Source organism: Pedobacter sp. MR2016-19 (genome assembly GCF_014947265.1).
Taxonomy (GTDB): domain Bacteria; phylum Bacteroidota; class Bacteroidia; order Sphingobacteriales; family Sphingobacteriaceae; genus Pedobacter.
This window is the reverse complement of record NZ_JADCNK010000018.1, coordinates 28,969-49,284: the sequence shown is the minus strand read 5'-3', so window position 1 is coordinate 49,284 and position 20,316 is coordinate 28,969. Positions and strand designations below refer to the sequence as shown.

The following is a 20,316-nucleotide window of genomic DNA, read 5'->3' as shown; positions in this document are numbered from 1 at the left end:
AAACATACATACGTTTGCGGCGTTTAATTACTTTTGCAATATTATGCTATTTCAATTTATTAAAGATTACCTTAAACACCGTTTAACAGCTAAGAGCAGACATGGAACGCATTCGCCATTTGTGTACAAGCTCGCTGATGAGGTAATTTACGACTTTAACGACAAATCTGAATATAAAAATATAGAAGAGCAACGAAAAAAACTTTTTAATGACGATTCAATAATCAACGTTACAGATCTTGGAGCAGGTTCTCATCTTAATAAAAGCCGTACCAAGAAGGTGAGTCAGATTGCCAAGAATGCATTAAAAAGCCCAAAGTTAGCTAAGCTTATTTATCGGTTAGCTAAAAATACCCAGGCAAAAAGTGCAATTGAATTGGGTACCTGTTTAGGCATTACCACTGCCTATCTTGCTAAAACAGATCCACAGATCGAAATCATCACCATAGAAGGTTGTCCGCAGACTGCAGAGGTAGCCAGGAAAAATTTCCAGGATTTGGATTTAGAAAATATTGAACTCCATGTGGGCAACTTTGACTTAATTTTACCCGATATTATTGCCCGCCAGCCCAGCCTCGATTTTGTATATATCGACGGAAACCACCGGAAAGATGCTACTTTGAATTATTTTAAATGGTGCCTGCCAAAAGTTACCGAAAATTCGTTACTCATTTTTGACGATATTTATTGGAGCGAAGGAATGAAAGAAGCCTGGACTGAAATTAAAAACCACCCTGATGTTACGGTAACCATCGATTTATTTTGGATTGGATTGGTTTATTTTAAAAAGGGGCAGGTTAAAGAACATTTTAAACTTAAGTTTTAAACCCATGCAGGAACCGAAATTAGCAGGCATTCAAAAACGATCAGCACTTTTTGTTTTGCTGCTTAGCCTTTTCTCAGGAATTGCAGCTTACCTGCTTTCATTTCTTTGTAAAATGGATACCCTTACGCATATTATGTTTGGGTGGGATGTTTTTTGTGTGGTGTTAAATACCCTCCATTGGTATATGTTTTTTCATACCTCTGCTGCCGAAACTCATTTAAAAGCCAAAATGCAGGATGAAACCCGTGGAGAAATTTTTGTCATTGTAGTGGTTTCTACTTTCGCCGGTTTACTGGCGGTAATTCTATTGCTAATTAATAAGGATATTGAACCGCTAGATTTAATCATTGCCATACTTGGCATGTTTTTATCATGGTTTTTAGTACATACTACTTTTACCATGCGTTATGCCCATTTGTATTATGGCGGCAAGCGGAAGGAAAAATCGGAAAAAGGTGGCTCGGGGTTGGAGTTTCCAGGCAATGATGAACCTGATTTTATCGACTTTGCCTACTTTTCTTTTGTTCTGGGCATGACTTTCCAGGTTTCTGATGTCGAAATTTCGAATAGGGAGCTTAGACGACTTTCCCTCCTGCACAGTTTAATCGCCTTTATTTTCAATACCGTTATTGTAGCATTAACCATTAATGCATTGGCAGGGCTAAGCAAGTAACGAATCGTCATCTCGACTGAAGCATCGCGAAGTGGAGATATCTATCACCCCACATTTTTTGTCATCCTGAACACAGTGAAGGATCTTTAAAATGCATCATTTTTAACAGGAGGAGATGCCGTGAAAAGATTTATTCCAACCAGTTAGAGCAGTTTTTGGAAATGAACAGTCCAGTTCTTTTGGCAGGCTTCGGTTCCGCTCCCGCTTCTGCCGATGAAGAATCGGCATCCCGCTTCGATCGGGTTTAGAAACAACAGTTAAATACTTTTGGCTCCATACCAGGGGACAAGCCGTTCGGTCATAAACCTGACAGCAGCGAACATCCCGATTTTTTCATCGGGATAAAGCGGATGGCAGGACTACAAGAGCCAAGAACCACAGGCCGTTCATTTTCAAATAAAAATGTTAATGTTTAGGATTAGGAAATGAGCAGTCCTTTCTTTTGGCGGGCTTCGGTCCCGCTCCCGCTTCTGCCGATGAAGAATCGGCATCCCGCTTCGATCGGGTTTAGAAGCAACAGTTAAATACTTTTGGCTCCATATCAGGGGCAAGCCTTTCGGTCATAAACCTGTCAGCAGCGAACATGTAGTGTAACGAAGTAAAGCGAATGGCAGGGCTACAAGAGCCAAGAGCCACAGGTCATTCATTTTCAAATAGGTGTATGTTTTTAATTTTATAACACTGTATATCAGATTTTTATGATTTTAAACTGATTTTTCAGTAATATAACTTGTTTTTTAGTTGTAAAACTGAAAAGTAAGTTATAGATTTGAGTATGGAAGAATTGACCAAAGCAGAAGAGCGCATTATGCAGATTTTATGGAAACTGCAGAAGGCATTTGTGAAAGATATTATTGATGAACTTGAAGACGAACCTAAACCGCCTTATAATACCATCTCATCAATTGTAAGGCTTTTAGAAAAGAAAGGCTATGTTGGTTATAAAGCTTACGGGAAAACATACGAGTACTTTCCGGGCATCACAAAGGATGAATATGCCAAAACCACTTTCTCTAAGCTTTTTGCCGGCTATTTTAATAATTCTCCAACCAGCCTGTTGTCATTTATGGTAAAAGAGGAAAAACTAAGTGAAAAAGATATAGAAGAAATTAAGAAAATCATTAACCAAGATTCGAAATCATGATTTTAATTTATTTATTAAAGGTTTCGGCCTGTACACTCATATTCTTTGCTGTATATCGGTTATTGCTTGCCAAGCTCACGTTTTTTAACCTGAATCGTATTTATTTATTATTGATGTTGGTTTTGAGTTTTGCTATTCCAGCACTTACGATCGAAAACCGCCATGAAATAATGGTAAGTAACCAGGAGATTCCATCAAAAATGGCCTATAGTAATGATGGTGTTGTTGAGCAGGATTTTGTGGATGAAGGCAGTGCCGCCAATAATAGCCTAAACTGGGATCAAGTGTTTATGTATGGTTATTGCTCAATTTTAGTCTTTTTTGTTTTTAGAATGCTGTTTGTGATGGTACGTATTCAGATCCAGCTGCGTAAACACGCTATTAACAGGAGCGGAGCTGTTATCCTGGTTAATGAGAAATCTAACATAAAAAACTGTTCTTTTTTTAACCAGATTATTATCGACTCCTCTTTGCAGTGTGAAGAAAAGAATCTGGTCATAAAACATGAATTGGTTCATGTGAAGCAGCTGCATGTCGTCGACAAACTTTTAGTCAATTTCGTTACGGCAATCCTTTGGTTTAACCCCATTATTTATTTCTGGCGGAATGCCATTGATCATAATCACGAATTTCTGGCCGACCGTGAAACCGCTAAAGTTGCAGATAAGAAGGTTTATGCTTCTTTACTTTTAAATCTGGCTATGCCAGCCCAAAATTTAGCTATGAATAGTTTTAGTAAACTCCCATTAAAAAACAGAATCATGATGTTGTACAAAGAACCAAACGCAAAACTGCAAAAGCTTGCTTATTTAGTTATTGTTCCGGTTTTAATGTTTTGCTTTATGGCATTTATAAACCGAAAAGAAATTATTATTGAGAGAAAATCGGCAGGGAATCAGGCTTCTGCAGATGCGGCGGTAAGGCCGAATGTTTATGCTATGAACTATTTAAAGAGCAATATTAAGGTGAATCCAAATGCTGCTTATAACGAAGTAGACCCTATATTGGTTCTTGATGCTGGTCATGGAGGGAAAGACGGAGCTGGTTCTGCACTTGATGGGCAAAAAGAAAAAGACCTGAACTTAAGGGCGGTGAAAATATTACAGGAAGAAGCCGCAAAAAGAGGGATAAAAGTAATATTAACCAGGAGTACCGATCAGTTTTTATCACTTAGAGATCGTTTACCTAAGGTAGAAGCTACAGCATTTATATCCATTCATCATAATGTAACAAAGGTAGATGCACCTGTGCCTTTCGATGGTATTGAGGTTTATGTTTCGAAACAGAACAGTAATATTAAGGCTGCTGAAGATCTGGGTGCAGGTATTTTAAGCAAGTTAAAACAGCTTAATGGAATGGAAGTAAGAGATTCTTTAAAAAACGGAAGTTTATTTTTATTGAGAGAATCAAAGGCGCCGGCAGTTTTAATTGAACTCGGCAATATATCCGACAGTAAAACATTAAATTACATCAATCAGGAAAAAAATATCCGGAGAATCAGTAATTTGATTTTGGATGGATTTGTATCTTTTTCTAAACGGGGCTGTTAATAATTATAGTTATGGAATGGTTAACCTATCTGCTTAAAGTTACTACCTGTACGGCATTATTTTTTGGTTTTTACCTGGTGGTTTTAAGAAAGCTCACCTTCTTTAAAATCAACCGTTTTTATTTGCTGGCTTCTTTATTCCTGAGTTTTATTATTCCTGCTTTGCAGCTTGAGGTCAAACGTGAAATGCCAATGTTAGAAACTGAGCTTGTTGATATGCCTGATTTAAAACCAATTCAACCTGCCCCTGTGCAACTTATTCAGCCCATTATGGTCGAATACCAGCCAGAGGTGACATCTAAAATTGATTGGGTGGGAATAATGGCTTATGCTTATAGTGGCATCGCTTTTCTTTTATTGCTCCTTTGCCTATTGCGCTTATTCGTTTTGCTTAAACATACATGGAATTATACCAAAAATAGTAGTGGACTAAAGCTGATTACCAAAACAGAAGGTTTTACCAACTGCTCCTTTTTTAACTATGTTTTTATAAACGATGCGGATTTAAGTGCAACGGATTTATCGGTTCTGCTTAAACACGAGCAGGTACACGCCAGGCAATACCATTCGATAGATAAAATTATTTTAATGGTTTTTAAATCCGTTTTATGGTTTAATCCCATAGTTTACTTATATGATAAAGCTTTAGAGCAGGCGCATGAATATGAGGCAGATGAGATTACTTCCGCAGATTATGGGAGTGGGGCATACGCCAATCTACTCTTAAAACTGGCGATAAGCAAAAGTAATATGCCACTAATCCACAACTTTGTGAAGAGCCCGATTAAGGCCCGGATTAAAATGTTGTTCCACGCTAAATCTAAAAACATGAAAAAATTAATGTACTTATTGGCTATCCCCGTTGCTGTGGGATTGGTCTGGTTATTTGCCGTGCAGGTAGTGTACGCACAAAATATAAAAGATGAAAGCAAGCCTTCGAAAGACTTTTACGAAGGAGCCTTGAAGGGGAAAGTCCTTAACATTAAAAAAGAAACTATAGGTCTTTATACATTCGATTTATTATCGGATGGAAAAATTTACCCGATTGAAGCCACCAATTTTAAAGAAAAGATTAAAGTTGGCGATGAACTTATCGTTTATATATCAGGGAAAGGCTTTATTATGAAAAAAACGGATAAAAGCGGCAAAGTTATCGCAGAAACTAATGGGCCGATCTATAACGTATCAAAAGTTACCACCTTAACCGGAAGTTTAATTTACGAGCAGAAAATAGAAAACCATGCCTTTTTATACGAAGCCAATAAAGCGCGTTCTGCCTCATCTAAAATTAAATCCATAGAGAAAAATGTTAATGGTAAGATTGAAAAGATCGTTCTGAATGATGGCCTTTTTACCATCAACTTAAATCTTAAGGTGCAAAACATACATAACAACTATTTAAAAATTGGCGATCATGTATTGGTTAAGTTTATTGGCGAAAAATTGGTGTCGAAGAATACTTACACTACCGATAAAATGATTGTGCTGTATTCTGAACCTAAAAAATATACAATCAAAAATGAAGCACTTTATAATCGGTTTTATTTTAGTGACGGGAAACAGAAAGTAGCTGTAGTAAAAAACGAAGCAGCAAAAGTTTTGGAACCGGTTGAGCCTAAAATCATTTCCTTCAAAAAAATGACTGGTGATGTGCAGCATAAAGTTTCTTACCTGGAAAATGTGGTTATTGATATTAGCAACTGTAGGTTAGAGGCCAGGTATGTTGAGTTGGATCAAGCTAACAATAAAATGATCGCCAAAAATGCATCGCTTAAAAATTCTAAACAAAACGTCATGGTAAAGTCTAACCTCATGACGTTTGACCTAAAAAAAGGAGATTATCGTATTGATATCGGTGATGAAACTAAAACAGGCAATGATCTTGAAAAATTGATTAATTCTATTGCTTATATTGATAATATCGACAATTCAGATGCAGCTTATAGTGCCCGGGATTCTGTAAAGATGAGCAGGGACAGATCAATTGTTACGCTTTATGGGAAAGCAAAATTGGATTATAAAAATTTTACCATATCAGCCGATGAAGCTACCTATAATAAGAATACGGAAAAAATAACGGCTAAAAATCTTATCCTTCGAAACAAACTAACCGGAATAACAACGATCGGTTCTTATGGTGAATTTGATATTAATGGTAAAGTTGAAGTTTGGCAGGGCAATAAATAGTTTGAATGATAAGAACATTAGCCCTTCTTGCTTCATTTTTTATCATGACCAATTGCAATGCTCAATTTAAACTCTCGGGGAAGATAACTGACCATGAGCATAAAGCTTTGCCATTCATTACCGTTAAAATTTCGGGCGCTAAAAATCAGGTCAATTATACACAGACAGACAGCCTCGGGTTTTACCAGTTCAGCAATTTGCAGTCTGGAAAATATGCGATCACTTATGCTGCACTCAATTTCAAAGTTGAGAACAGGTTGATGACCTTAAGCAGAGATACGCTGATCAACATTCAGCTCCAGGAAAATCCAAACAAGCTTACTGACGTTCAGATCAGTGCCAGAAAAACTTTAATAGAAAAACAGATCGACCGGACCGTTTTTAATGTGGAGAACAGTGTTTCTGCCATCGGAACAGATGCTTTGGAATTGCTTTCTAAAGTGCCAGGAGTTAGGGTTTTGAATGATAGGGTTTCATTGGTGGGCAAAGGTGCTGTTAATATTATGATTAATGATAAATTGGTGCTCTTATCTGATGATGAGCTGTCTAATTATTTAAAGTCAATTTCATCAGATAACATCGTCAGGATTGAAGTGATTACCAATCCCCCGGCAAAATACGACGCACAGGGAAATAATGGCTTGATCAATATTGTACTAAAGAAAGTTGCTGCCGAAGGATTTAAGGGGTCGATAAATACCGCTTTTACAAAAGCTATTCATCCAACGGTATCTGCAGGTGGGAGTTTAAGTTACAGGAAAAATAAGATTACGCTTTCCACAAACTTTAATATACGGAAAGGATCTCTGGTTCCTTTAGAGCAGAGTGATGTTTTTTATCCAACACAAACCTGGAACATTGTAAATAAAGACCGGAATTTTAGGACGGTGCCAAGTGGACAGATCGGAATGGATTACCAGGCCTCCAGAAAAACGGTACTGGGATTTTCTTACAACGGTGGCTTAACCAACTTCCATTCTGAAGAAAATATTAAAACTACTGTTTATAATAAAACAGGTAGTTTAGATTCAGTGCTGAATTCTGATGCTTATGCCAAAATCAGATCTCATTATCACTCGGCCAACGTTTATTTAAAAAGAGCCTTAGATTTTGCAGGGAAACAGCTGATTATAAATGGCGATTGGTTTAGATACAGGGATGATAAAGAAAGATTTTTTAACAACACGAGTTATTTCCAAAATGGAATAGTGAGCCCGAATTCTTTTGCCGAATATCTATCGGCCAGTAAACAAAATATAGATTTATTTACAGTAAAAGCTGATGTAGATTTGCCTTATAAAACCTTTAAGCTATCTTTTGGCGCAAAGCTGAGTTTTATCCATAATGAGAGTGATCTTGCTTTTTATAAAGTTGGCAATACGGTTTATGAGTTGGAACCCGGCCAAACGAATCTCTTTAATTATCAGGAAAACACACAAGCCCTATACATTAACTATAATAAAAGCCTAAAGCGCTGGGATTTTCAGGCTGGTCTGAGAGGAGAATACACACAGATTGATGGCGTTTCGGTTAATGAACAAAATCGAAGTGAGTATTTCAGGCTTTTTCCTACGCTTTACATCGGTTACCGTGTAAATAACAAAAGCACTTTTTCTGCTAATTATGGCCGCCGGATCAACCGGCCTGCTTATCGCAAACTAAATCCTTTCCGCTGGTATAGCAACCAATATGCTTATACCGAAGGAAACCCTTTTTTACAGCCATCGTATAACGACAACATCGAAATTTCTCATACTTACAATAATGTCTTCACCACGACATTATCTTTTAGTCATACCACAAACGGCTTTAATGATGTCAATTTTATTGATGCTGGCACGAATATTCAGGCTGCCAAACCCCTGAACTTTATCACTGGATATCATTACCAGTTCAGCAATGCCATTACGCTAAATCCTTTGAAATGGTGGGAGAGTATCAATCAAGCAGATGTTTTTTATACCGCATCTCATTCTGGCATTGCACAAACCCAAAGTAGTCTGAACGGATTTGGCGCTTATTTTTCTACGCTCAATCAATTTGTGCTTAACCAATCTAAAACCATTTTGGGTGAAGCCAATTTCTGGTACCAGTTCCCAACTGTTGATGGATTGAATCAAAATAAAAGTCAATATAACCTCGATCTGGGGATTAAAGCTTTATTCCTTAATAAAAAAATACAATTGGCGATTACGGCAAGTGATGTTTTAAAAACAAATCGTTACCGTTTTAATAGTCTGGTAAATAACATCAGGCAGGAATACAACAACTATTACGATAGCCGCCAGATACGGCTTACCTTCCGTTATAATTTCGGTAATGAGAAAATTAAACAGCAGGATAGGAAGTTGGGGAATGAAGAGGAGCGGAGGAGAAATAATTAATTATGGAAGAGGTAATATGGAAGATGGAAGGGATTTGTGTTGATCCGTGTGTATCTATGATTAAAATTTTTCGATTGCGTTATGAATGATAGATCTAAGGAAAAGTCGTCATCTCGACTGAAGCGTAGCGGAATGGAGAGATCTATCTAGGCAGATTTAGCTTCGCTGAGCACTTCGTGGTTCTCGACTACGTTACACTCCGCTCGAAATGACGATTACTTGAGGTAGTTATCTCCTAAAGCTTCTATGTCATTTATATTGATTTTATACAATAATTAACCCCTAAAGATGACAAGACAGATGGGAAGAACTCAAAATGCCATCATCCCTTTTCCCTCTTACATTGTCCATCCCCTTAAAACGCTTCCGCTAAACTGATATAAAACCCGGCCTGGCGTTTTTCATTTGGCAATTTTTCTCCTATACCATAATCTAAGCGGACGCTTAAACCTTTTGCCGGATCAAAAAAGTAACGACCGCCAACACCAAAATTTGGTTTTAATCCATCGCCATTAAATTGGCCATTAGCAAATACTTTACCCGTACCAGCGAAAGCCACAATCCCAAAACGGTTCATAAAACGGTAGCGGATTTCGGCCTGTGCTGCCATCAGGTTTTCATCACGGTAACGGCCACTGTAATAGCCTCTCATCATTTGGTCGTTCCCTAACTGCTGCAACAGATAAAATGGCGTGCTTTTACTTTGGATGGTGTAATAAATACCCTGAACGCCCAAAACCACTTTCGGAGCTAAACTAAAGAAACCACGAAGGTCTAACTTAATTTGAGAGCCGTTAAAACTTTCTCCACCAAAAAAATCAGGCGCATATTGGTAGGTTGCTCTCCCAAAAAAACCTTTGGTGGGGTAATTGTTGCTGTTGCGGGTATCGTAACTTTGCGATGCACCGATCCAGGCTACCGAACCACCATCTTTATCTAAAATTTGTGGGTTAGTGGTATAAATGCCTCCGGCTTGCTTGTCTATAAAATGATAATTCTCAAAACCTAATGAAACACCTGTATAAGCTTTGGGTAAAGTATTCATTTCGGCATCAAAAAGTGTTTTAAAAATCCTTTGGTCTAGTTTGTCCTCATCTATTTTTTTAGCATCGTTGCCTATGCCATAAAAATTAAAGGGCTGGTTTTTAAAACGGATATCGCCAATAAAGTGGTATTTGTTGCCTTTGGACCACATATCGCCTTTAAGCATAAAGTTTGCTGTCTTTTTGGTGGAGTAGGTGGTATTCAACGCGAAGTTCGAACTGCGGTTTAGTGTGTCTTTACGGTCTACATAAAAAGAATAAATCGCACCCACGCCAAACTCAAATCCTGTTTCCTGACTATAGCCAAAGGCTGGTAAAGGTAAAAAGCTTGCTTTACGGGTAGTATCTTTTTCGTTTGAGAGCATTTTTTTGATCAGTTTCATCTGTCCAAACGAATTTCCTGAAATGAGCGCAAGTAAAATAATCAGATAATATTTTTTCATCAAGTTTTTTTTGATTTTATAGGCGATGAAGCTATCATTAGCATATCCTCGTATTGTAAGTGGTTTGCTCATGATGGTTTTCATTACCGCAAAGAAAAGGAAATTTAGTAAGAAGTTGGTTAACTGGTTTAAACTTGAAATTAAATTATCCCTATTATTAAATTTCCTTTTCACAGATCCTGAAACAAGTTCAGGAGGACGATCGCTGGGGATTTCATGCAATGCCTGCCGCCACCTAAACCCGATTGAAGTGGTAGCTGCCGGCTTCACGCCGGCACTACAAACGAGCCGGACTAACTTTAATAATGGCTATGGCTATTGCTTTCCAAAAAAGATCCTTCGACTTCGTTCAGGATGACGATCGCTGGTAAAGCTCACTTTTTATGATTTAATCGACTTTAGACTACAGACTGAGGACTCTGGACTAACCAACGCTATGCGCCAAACACCATGCCCCAAACGCTAAACGCTTTTACGTTTTCACCTTTCGGCCTAAATACCTATTTTTGCGGCAAACAATACAAAACAAAATGAGCAATACAAGAGGACCAATATCTCAGTTTATGGAGCGTAATTATCTCCATTTTAATGCTGCGGCAATGATGGATGCGGCTAAAGGATACGAAACGCATTTAGATGAAGGTGGTAAAATGATGATCACACTTGCTGGCGCGATGAGTACTGCAGAATTGGGAATTTCACTTGCAGAGATGATCCGCCAGGATAAAGTGGCTATTATTTCTTGTACAGGTGCAAACCTTGAAGAAGATATTATGAACCTGGTAGCACATTCCCATTATAAACGTGTACCAAACTATCGCGATTTAAGTCCGCAGGATGAATGGGATCTTTTAGAGAACCATTACAACCGCGTTACCGATACCTGTATCCCTGAAGAAGAAGCTTTCCGCCGTTTGCAAAAGCACATCCATAAAATCTGGATGGATGCTGAAGCTGCAGGTGAGCGTTATTTTCCGCATGAATTTATGTACAAAATGCTTTTGAGCGGCGATTTGGAGCAATACTATGAAATTGATCCTAAAAATTCATGGATGTTAGCTGCGGCAGAAAAGAATTTGCCAATTGTGGTGCCAGGATGGGAAGATTCTACTATGGGTAACATCTTCGCCTCTTATGTAATGAAAAAGGAACTTACTGCAACTACGGTAAAAGGTGGTATTGAATATATGGGCTGGTTGGCCGATTGGTATATTGCAAATAGTGGTGGTAAAGGAATCGGCTTCTTCCAGATTGGTGGCGGTATTGCCGGCGATTTCCCGATTTGTGTGGTGCCAATGCTTTATCAGGATATGGAAATGGAAAATATTCCTTTCTGGAGTTATTTCTGCCAGATCTCTGATTCGACCACTTCTTATGGCTCATATTCTGGTGCTGTACCAAACGAAAAGATTACCTGGGGTAAACTGGATATCCACACGCCAAAATTTATCGTAGAAAGTGATGCGACAATTGTAGCACCGTTAATGTTTGCCTGGATATTAAAACAATAATCAGAAAAAATAAATAAACCAAATTGGTTTATAGTATGCCCATTGGAGATAACCTGTCAAAAATGGGCATTTTTATTGCCTGAATGGCTTGAATTGGCATTTGTTTAGAATGATTATAAATTGTATTTCAAGTCACTATTATGTCATGGGATTTATTAATAAGTTATACTTTTGTTCAAGTTTTGGTGGGGCTACCCCTAGTTCAGCATCAATTTCACAACAAAAAGTAAATTAAATAAGTATAAAGTGTTCATTATGAGAGATATCTCGATGATTTTAAAAAGCGTTTGGAAGTCGTTATTCGTATTTTCAGCAATTTCCGTAATAGCGGTTTCTACCGTAAATGCGCAGGATGCTAAAGAAGGAAGAACGCTTTTCAAAGCAAAATGTTCTTCGTGCCATGCGTTAGATCACAAAGTTATTGGTCCGGCATTAGAAGGAGTAAGCGATCGTCACCCTGAAGCGTTCCTGTTAAAATGGATTCCTAACAACGCGGCTATGATTGCTGCCGGAGATCCTGCAGCTGTTAAATTGTTTAACGATAATGGTAAAGTAGCAATGACTACCTTCCCTGAGTTAGATGAGGCGAAAGTAAAAGATATCTTAGCATACATTAAAGAAGGCGAGCCAAAAGCACCTGGTGATGCTGCTACTTCTGCTGCTTCTGCTTCAAAAGATGATACCACTTCAGGTTTATCAATTGCTGGTATTGTAGCTATCGTTGCATTGGCGATTGTTATTTTAGTAATCTTAGGCCGTGCTTCTAAATTGTTAGAGCGCCTGATTTTACAAAAACAAGGTATCGAGATTGAAGAAGATGTGCCATTAAAGGTTGGTGTGCGCAAGATGTTCAAAAACAAGAAATTTGTGATGTTCTTTATCTTGTGTTTAATCATCTGTTTAGGTTCATTCGGTTGGATGGGCATGTGGAATACTGGTGTTCATACCGGGTACCAGCCAGTTCAGCCAATTAAATTCTCTCACGAGTTGCACGCTGGTATCAATCAGATCGATTGTCAGTATTGCCACAACGGAGCGTTTAAATCTAAAAATGCAACTATCCCATCATTAAACGTTTGTATGAACTGCCATAAAGCTGTTCAGGCAAGAGATAAATATGATGGCGAGATTTCTCCTGAGATCAAAAAAATCTATAATGCTTTAGGTTACGATCCGGAAACGCAGAAATATGATGAGAGTAAAGCTAAGCCAATGGAGTGGGTACGTGTACACAACCTTCCTGATTTTGCTTACTTCAATCACTCTCAGCACGTAGTTGTTGCAGAAGATGCCATCCGTAAAGCAAAAGGATTACAACCAAACGAGCCTGTATGTTTCGCCTGTCACGGTCCGGTTAATACCATGGAAGAAATTTATCAATATTCTCCATTAACCATGAAATGGTGTATTAACTGCCATAAAGAAACAGATATTTCTGGTCAGAAAAATAATGCTTTTTACGCTAAGGTTATCGAAGCGCACGAAAAGATTAAAAAAGGCGAGAAAATTACACCAGCGTTATTGGGTGGTTTAGAGTGTGGTAAATGCCACTATTAATAGATAGAGTTTAGTAAGAACGTTCGAATAAACAGTAATATAGCTTAAATGGAAAGCAACAAAAAATACTGGAAAGGCTTAGAGGAGTATAACAATACACCCGATTTTGTTAAGAATAACAAAAACGAATTCGCCGAGCCACTTCCAATAGAAGATGTTTTAAATGAAGCAGGGTTAAGTACCGTTACCCCACGCCGCGACTTTTTAAAGGCGTTGGGTTTTGGTTTAGGTGCAGTAACTTTAGCAGCCTGTCAAACTGCCCCTGTTCATAAATCTATTCCTTACCTGGTAAAACCTGAAGAGGTTACTCCAGGTATTCCTAACTATTATACTTCGAGCTTTAATGGCCAGAGTATTTTAGTTAAAACCAGAGAGGGGCGCCCAATTAAAATTGAACCAAATCCAAATGCGGGTCAATTTAACTGTGGTACAGATGCGAGAGCGCAAGCTTCGGTTTTAGATTTATATGATGTATCTAAACTAAAAGCACCAGCTTTAGTAAAAGATGGAAAAGTTGAAGAAACTACCTGGGCAAAAATCGACAGCTTTGTAAAAGGCGGGTTGGCAAAAGCACAGGCAGGTGGAAAGAAAATCCGTATTGTATCATCAACTGTAAACAGCCCGTCAACTAATGCCGTTATTGCACAGTTTATTGCAAAATATCCTGCTGCTAAATTGGTTCAGTATGATGCAGTTTCTTATACTGGTATTATTCAGGCTAACCAAAACAGTTTCGGTAAAGCAGTTTTACCTAAATACAATTTTGATAAGGCCGATTTAATTGTAAGTTTCAGTGCCGATTTCTTAGGAACCTGGATTAGCGGAGAAGAGTTTACTGCTCAATATACTGCTAACCGTAACTACAAATCGTTAGAAAATAAAAAAATGAGCCGCCACATTCAGTTCGAAAGTGGGATGAGCTTAACAGGTACCAATGCAGATACCCGTGTTCCGGTTAAATTATCGGAAGAAGGACCTGCTTTAATTGCTTTGTATAATGCAATTACCGGTGGTGCTTTACCTGGCGGAACGTTAGGTAACAATACTACTGCCGATAAAGTAATTAAACTTGTAGCTAAAGAATTAGTACAAGCTAAAGGTAAAGGCCTTGTAGTTTGCGGTTCGAACGATGTTTCTACTCAGATTTTAGTAAATGCCATTAACGCCGCTATCGGAAGTTATGGTACTACTATCGATTTAGATAACCCATGTTATTTATATGCAGGTAATGATGCCGAATTTAATGGCTTAGTTGCTGAAATGAATCGTGGCGAAGTTGGTGCTGTTTTATTCTTAAACAGCAACCCGGTTTACGATGCTGCAAATACAAAAGCATTTACTGATGCATTAGCTAAAGTTCCTGCAAAAATTTCATTCGCTGATCGTGCAGATGAAACGGCTACCGCTTGTGATGCTATTGCTATTAACCATAACTATTTAGAATCATGGGGTGATGCAAATGCTTACGAAGGGTATTATTCAATCGTTCAGCCAACTATCAACCCTGTTTTCAATAGCCGTCAGGCGGAAGAGAGTTTATTAACCTGGGCTGATGCTCCTGTTAAAGACTACTATCAGTTTGTACGCAGCAACTGGGAAGCTAAAATGTTACCAGCTGTTGGTTTGAAATGGGAAGAGGTTTTAGAAAAAGGTGTAGTTACTTCAACAGCTAAAACTGCTGGTGCTTATTCATTCACGCAATCTTTAGCACAAGTTGCTACTTCAATTACAAACAGCAGCAAAGCCTTTAAAGGTGGCGATCAGATTGAGTTACAGGTTTACGAAAATGTACCGATGCGTGATGGTAAAAATGCGAACAACGCATTTTTACAAGAATTACCTGATCCGGTTTCGAAAGTAACCTGGGATAACTTTGTTGCCCTAGCACCTAAAACTGCAGAGAAATTAAAAGTTAAAGAATTTGATGTTGTGTCTGTAAAAGGAAGCAATGGATATTCAGTAGATCTTCCGGTATTGATCCAGCCAGGACAAGCACAAGGAACTGCATCTATCGCAGTAGGTTATGGCCGTACCAAAGTTGGAAAAGCGGGTAACGATGTGGGTAAAAATGCTTTCCCTTTTGTTTCTTTCGTAAACGGAACCATGCAATATGCTACAAACGTAACCATTACCCCAACAGGCGGTTACTATGAGCTTGCACAAACACAAACTCACCACTCTTTCGAAGGCCGTGCAGTGATTAAAGAAGCTACTTTCAAAGAGTACTTAAAAAATCCTGGTGCTGGTAACGAAAAAGGCGAGCATAAAGATTACGATCTTTGGGATCAATACGAAAAACCAGGTAATAACTGGGTTATGGCAATCGATTTGAATGCTTGTACAGGTTGTGGTTCTTGTATTGTTGCCTGTAACGTAGAAAATAACATTCCTGTTGTAGGCCGTGATGAGGTTCGCCGTCGTCGTGAAATGCACTGGATCCGTATCGATCGTTATTACAGCTACGAAACTAAAGATGGTGATGTAACCAAAGAGAAAGAAATCGCCAAGTTAGAAGACTTAGATCACGTTTCTGTAGTTCACCAACCAATGTTGTGCCAACACTGTGATCACGCACCTTGCGAAACAGTTTGTCCGGTATTGGCAACTGTACACTCAAGTGATGGTTTAAACCATATGGCTTACAACCGTTGCGTAGGTACACGTTACTGTGCAAATAACTGTCCGTATAAAGTACGTCGTTTCAACTGGTTTAACTACTGGAACGATTCACGTTTCGATAACTATTTAAATAACGAGTTTACCCAATTGGTTTTAAACCCTGATGTAACTACACGTTCAAGAGGGGTAATGGAAAAATGCTCAATGTGTATTCAACGTATACAAGGTGGCAAATTAAAAGCTAAACTGGAGAAACGTCCATTAAAAGATGGCGATATTAAAATGGCTTGTCAGGAAGCTTGTTCAGCAAATGCGATTGTATTTGGTGATGCAAACGATCCAAATTCAGAGGTTTCAAAAGCATTACGTTCTGAGCGTATCTATTACGTATTAGAAGAGATCAATGTGAAACCGGGTATCGGCTACATGACAAAAATTAGAAATACAGATACAACAGTACAAGCGTAAGCTTTAGTATAAAGAAAATACAAATTATGTCAGGACATAACGAATCAATACTTAGAGAACCATTAATTACCGGCGATAACATCACGTATGCAAAAATTACGGATGATATTTTAGGCCCGGTAGAAAACAAGCCAAACAAGGCTTGGTGGATTGGTTTCACCTTTGCTTCATTGGGTGCTTTACTTTGGGTGGTTGCAGTAAGCTACACCTTTTGGAACGGTATCGGAGCTTGGGGCTTAAATAAAACAGTAGGTTGGGCTTGGGATATCACCGGTTTCGTATGGTGGGTAGGTATTGGTCACGCTGGAACACTAATTTCAGCAGTACTATTACTCTTCCGTCAGAACTGGCGTAACTCCATTAACCGTTCGGCAGAGGCGATGACGATTTTCGCCGTAATCTGTGCGGCAACTTATGTTGTATCACACATGGGCCGTCCTTGGTTAGCCTATTGGGTTTTACCTTTACCAAATCAGTTCGGTTCACTTTGGGTAAACTTTAACTCACCATTGGTATGGGATATGTTTGCGATCTCTACATACTTCTCTGTATCATTATTGTTCTGGTACACAGGTTTATTGCCAGATATCGCTACCATCCGCGATCGTGCAGTAGGCACACGTCGAAAGATCTATTCTATCTTCTCTTTTGGGTGGAGTGGAAGTGTTAAAACATGGCAACGTTTCGAAGCGGTGTCGTTAATCTTAGCAGGTATCTCTACACCACTTGTACTTTCAGTACACACCATTGTATCAATGGACTTTGCAACGTCGGTAATCCCTGGATGGCACACCACCATCTTCCCTCCATATTTCGTGGCTGGGGCGATCTTCTCAGGCTTTGCGATGGTATTAACCTTATTATTGGTTGCACGTAAAGTATTGGGTTTAGAGAACTACATCACCATGTTCCATATTGAATCGATGAACAAAATCATCATCTTAACAGGATCAATCGTAGGTGTGGCTTATTTAACAGAGTTTTTCATCGCCTGGTATTCAGGTTCTGAATATGAACAATATGCTTTCATCAACAGGTCTACAGGCCCATACTGGTGGGCATACTGGATGATGATGACCTGTAACGTAATCTCTCCACAGTTGTTATGGTTCAAGAAAATCCGTTTAAGCATCCGTGCTACCTGGATCTTGTCTATCGTAGTAAACATCGGTATGTGGTTTGAGCGTTTCGTAATTATCGTTACTTCATTACACCGCGATTATATTCCTTCAAGTTGGGCAATGTTCTATCCAACCTGGGTTGACATCAGTGTATTCGTAGGTTCAATCGGTCTGTTCTTTACTTTATTCTTATTATTCTTAAGGGTATTGCCATCAATCGCTATCGCAGAGGTTAAATTATTATTGAAATCTGCAAGTGAGCAAGCTAAAATGAAACAGATTAAAGAAGGGCATGAGAATAAAGAATATGTAGCTGAGTACATAGAGTCTTTAGAAAAATTTGATAGTGTTAAACAAGAAGATTACGCAAAAATATAACAATGAGTGATATCAAATATATTTTAGGCAGCTTTGGCGATCCTGATGAAATGATGCATGGCATCGAAAAACTTCAGGAAAATAACATCAGCATTTTTGATGTATATACTCCAATGCCTATACACGGAATAGAAGCCAAATTAGGAATTAAAAGATCTAGAATCGATATCGCAGCATTTTGCTTTGGTATTACCGGTACTTGCTGTGCGTTCGCTTTGATTTATTTCTGCGCAGTAATCGATTGGAGGGTAAACATAGGTGGTAAACCATCATTCGCATTACCGGATTTTATTCCGATAATGTTCGAGCTTACAGTACTGTTCTGTGCTTTCGGTATGGTGTTAACCTATTATGCATCTACTCACTTATTTCCAGGAAGAGCACCAAGAGTGATGGATTTAAGGGCTACTGATGATCGTTTTGTAATTGCAATTGATGCAAAAGACAACGCAGCACACACTGTAATTGATGGATTGTTAAAAGATGCAGGTGCTTTAGAAGTAAAGTATAATGAAAGGAAGTACATTAGCTATGAATAATAATAAATTTGTTTACACGGCGTTTTTAGCTATCGCTTTTGCAGCAACCTTTTCTGCTTGTAAAGATAAGCGCAGTACTGGCTTAGAATATGCCAGAAACATGTATGATCCGATTGCTTACAATCCGGATCAGCCAAATAAGAATTTTAAAGATGGTAAAACTGCACAGTTGCCACCTGCGCATACTAAACCGGTAGGTTTTACCGAGTATGATGAGTTTCCTAATACAAAAGAAGGATATGAAGCTGCAGGTGTAAGCATGGTTAACCCTTTACCAGTTGATACTATTAATTTAGCACAGGGACAACACCTGTTCAAAGTTTTCTGTAGCCCTTGCCACGGAGAAAAAGGTGATGGACAAGGACACCTGGTTAAAATTGAGAAATTTAGTGGTGTACCTTCGTACTTCTCAGGAAGTTCATCAAGAGGTGGAGATATGAAAGCACTTACTGCCGGTAAAATCTACCACACCATTACATACGGTGTAAATAATATGGGCTCGCATGCTTCACAAATCACGCCAGTGGATCGTTGGAAAGTGGTGATGTATGTTCAGGAATTACAAAAACAACAATAAGTAAAGCAGAATATAAATGGGAACTCACAATATTAATTTTAGTGAACAGTTTGAGTTTACAGGTAAAGTAAAAACATTAAGTATAGTTGGTATCGCTTTAGGTATTGCAGCTGTTGCTTTTGGTTTCTTAAGTGGCATTCAAGAGCGCACTTTTGCCAACCTGTTGCTTATGGGATATTACTTCGCATGCGTTTGTATGTCGGGAATGTTTTTCTTAGCTGTTCAATTTGTTGCTCAGGCAGGTTGGTCTGCATCAATTTTACGTGTACCACAGGCAATGGCCAAAACATTGCCAATTGCAGCAGTCATACTTATTGCTATCGTATCTGCAGGTTTATTCATGGAGCATACAATTGTAGAACATGGACACAGCGTTAGCGTACCTTATCTTTATAAACACTGGGCAACTCAGGGTTTAGCAGAAAAAGGTTCTGAACATTATGATGCTATTATTGCTGGTAAATCTGTATTTTTAAATAAGCCTTTCTTTTTAGGTCGTCAATTATTGTTTTTAGGTGTTTACAGCATTTTTGCAATGATGTTTGTTAAGTTTTCATATAATGAAGATTTAACTGGTGGTTTAAATTCTTACAGAAAGAGCTTTAAAAATGCTTGTATCTTCCTGGTAATTTACGGTTTTACAACACCGATTTTTGCTTTCGATACCATCATGTCATTAGAAGCACACTGGTTCTCAACCATGTTTGGTTGGTATAACTTCGCAGCAATGTGGGTAAGCAGTTTAGCTACTATCGCCATTATCATTATCTTATTAAGAAGAGCGGGTTATATGCAGTGGGTTAACAATAGCCACTTGCACAACTTAGGTCAGTTTATTTTTGGTTTCTCTATCTTCTGGACTTATGTATGGTTTGCTCAATTCTTATTGATCTACTATGCGAACATGCCTGAAGAGACTGTATATTTCTACAAGCGTTTTGAATATTATAAGTTCTGGTTTTTCTTAAACCTGGCCATGAATTTCTTAGCGCCGGTATTATTATTAATGGATAGAGATAACAAAAGAACCGATGCAAAATTATTATTCGTTTCTATCGTGGTATTGTTAGGTCACTGGGTAGATTACTACCAAATGATTATGCCAGGAGCAGTAGAAGAAGGACATAATGGTTTTGGTGTAGTTGAAATTGGTACTGCAATAGGTTTCGTAGGATTGTTTACCTTTACGGTTTTAACATCGTTAAGCAAGAAGCCGTTAATTGCAAAGAATCACCCATTATTACAAGAAAGTTTGCATCATCAACTATAGTGGTGATAGGATAGGGCAAATATTTAA

14 protein-coding genes are annotated in these 20,316 nt (G+C 38.4%); 13 read left to right on the top strand and 1 reads right to left on the bottom strand.

Annotated features, from left to right (window positions below):
* The first annotated feature begins 43 nt into the window (after window positions 1-43).
* The 6 genes from IM793_RS19170 (at window position 44) to IM793_RS19145 (ending at window position 8,763) form a co-directional block, all read left to right on the top strand.
* The gene (locus tag IM793_RS19170; RefSeq protein ID WP_193424155.1) at window positions 44-826 is read left to right on the top strand and encodes an O-methyltransferase; all 783 of its coding nucleotides are present in this window, start codon (window positions 44-46) and stop codon (window positions 824-826) included.
* 4 nt (window positions 827-830) lie between these two features.
* Window positions 831-1,499 carry a DUF1345 domain-containing protein gene (locus tag IM793_RS19165; RefSeq protein ID WP_193424153.1) on the top strand — a complete coding sequence of 223 codons (669 nt, stop codon included), beginning with the start codon at window positions 831-833 and terminating at the stop codon, window positions 1,497-1,499.
* A 775-nt stretch (window positions 1,500-2,274) separates the two neighbouring features.
* A complete protein-coding gene (locus tag IM793_RS19160; protein ID WP_193424151.1) occupies window positions 2,275-2,643 on the top strand; it encodes a BlaI/MecI/CopY family transcriptional regulator in 369 nt (122 codons plus the stop codon).
* Window positions 2,640-4,193: a M56/M15 family metallopeptidase gene (locus IM793_RS19155; protein ID WP_193424149.1), complete on the top strand. Its 1,554-nt coding sequence runs from the start codon at window positions 2,640-2,642 to the stop codon at window positions 4,191-4,193. The genes IM793_RS19160 and IM793_RS19155 overlap by 4 nt, the downstream gene beginning before the upstream one ends.
* Before the next feature lie 11 nt (window positions 4,194-4,204).
* Window positions 4,205-6,379, top strand: a complete 2,175-nt coding sequence (locus IM793_RS19150; protein WP_193424148.1) for a M56 family metallopeptidase — start codon at window positions 4,205-4,207, stop codon at window positions 6,377-6,379.
* Window positions 6,380-6,384: 5 nt separating this feature from the next.
* Window positions 6,385-8,763 carry a TonB-dependent receptor domain-containing protein gene (locus IM793_RS19145; RefSeq protein ID WP_193424146.1) on the top strand — a complete coding sequence of 793 codons (2,379 nt, stop codon included), beginning with the start codon at window positions 6,385-6,387 and terminating at the stop codon, window positions 8,761-8,763.
* Between the two features lie 355 nt (window positions 8,764-9,118).
* Here the strand turns inward: IM793_RS19145 and IM793_RS19140 are convergent, their stop codons facing one another.
* A complete protein-coding gene (locus IM793_RS19140) occupies window positions 9,119-10,249 on the bottom strand; it encodes a BamA/TamA family outer membrane protein (RefSeq protein ID WP_193424144.1) in 1,131 nt (376 codons plus the stop codon).
* Between the two features lie 530 nt (window positions 10,250-10,779).
* Between IM793_RS19140 and IM793_RS19135 the strand changes: the two genes are divergently transcribed.
* From IM793_RS19135 to IM793_RS19105, 7 genes are all read left to right on the top strand, one after another.
* Window positions 10,780-11,760 carry a deoxyhypusine synthase family protein gene (locus IM793_RS19135; protein ID WP_121284005.1) on the top strand — a complete coding sequence of 327 codons (981 nt, stop codon included), beginning with the start codon at window positions 10,780-10,782 and terminating at the stop codon, window positions 11,758-11,760.
* Window positions 11,761-12,015: 255 nt separating this feature from the next.
* Window positions 12,016-13,317 (top strand): c-type cytochrome, encoded by a 1,302-nt coding sequence (locus tag IM793_RS19130; protein WP_193424142.1) that lies wholly within the window; start codon window positions 12,016-12,018, stop codon window positions 13,315-13,317.
* A 48-nt stretch (window positions 13,318-13,365) separates the two neighbouring features.
* Window positions 13,366-16,404 (top strand): TAT-variant-translocated molybdopterin oxidoreductase, encoded by a 3,039-nt coding sequence (locus IM793_RS19125; protein ID WP_193424140.1) that lies wholly within the window; start codon window positions 13,366-13,368, stop codon window positions 16,402-16,404.
* 26 nt (window positions 16,405-16,430) lie between these two features.
* Complete coding sequence (gene nrfD / locus IM793_RS19120) at window positions 16,431-17,903, top strand: NrfD/PsrC family molybdoenzyme membrane anchor subunit (protein ID WP_193424138.1); 1,473 nt, start codon at window positions 16,431-16,433, stop codon at window positions 17,901-17,903.
* A gap of 2 nt (window positions 17,904-17,905) precedes the next feature.
* On the top strand, window positions 17,906-18,442 hold the full coding sequence (locus IM793_RS19115; protein WP_187591840.1) for a DUF3341 domain-containing protein: 537 nt from the start codon (window positions 17,906-17,908) through the stop codon (window positions 18,440-18,442).
* Window positions 18,414-19,019, top strand: a complete 606-nt coding sequence (locus IM793_RS19110; RefSeq protein WP_193424136.1) for a cytochrome c — start codon at window positions 18,414-18,416, stop codon at window positions 19,017-19,019. The genes IM793_RS19115 and IM793_RS19110 overlap by 29 nt, the downstream gene beginning before the upstream one ends.
* 16 nt (window positions 19,020-19,035) lie before the next feature.
* On the top strand, window positions 19,036-20,289 hold the full coding sequence (locus tag IM793_RS19105) for a quinol:cytochrome C oxidoreductase (protein WP_193424134.1): 1,254 nt from the start codon (window positions 19,036-19,038) through the stop codon (window positions 20,287-20,289).
* The last annotated feature ends 27 nt before the right edge of the window (window positions 20,290-20,316 follow it).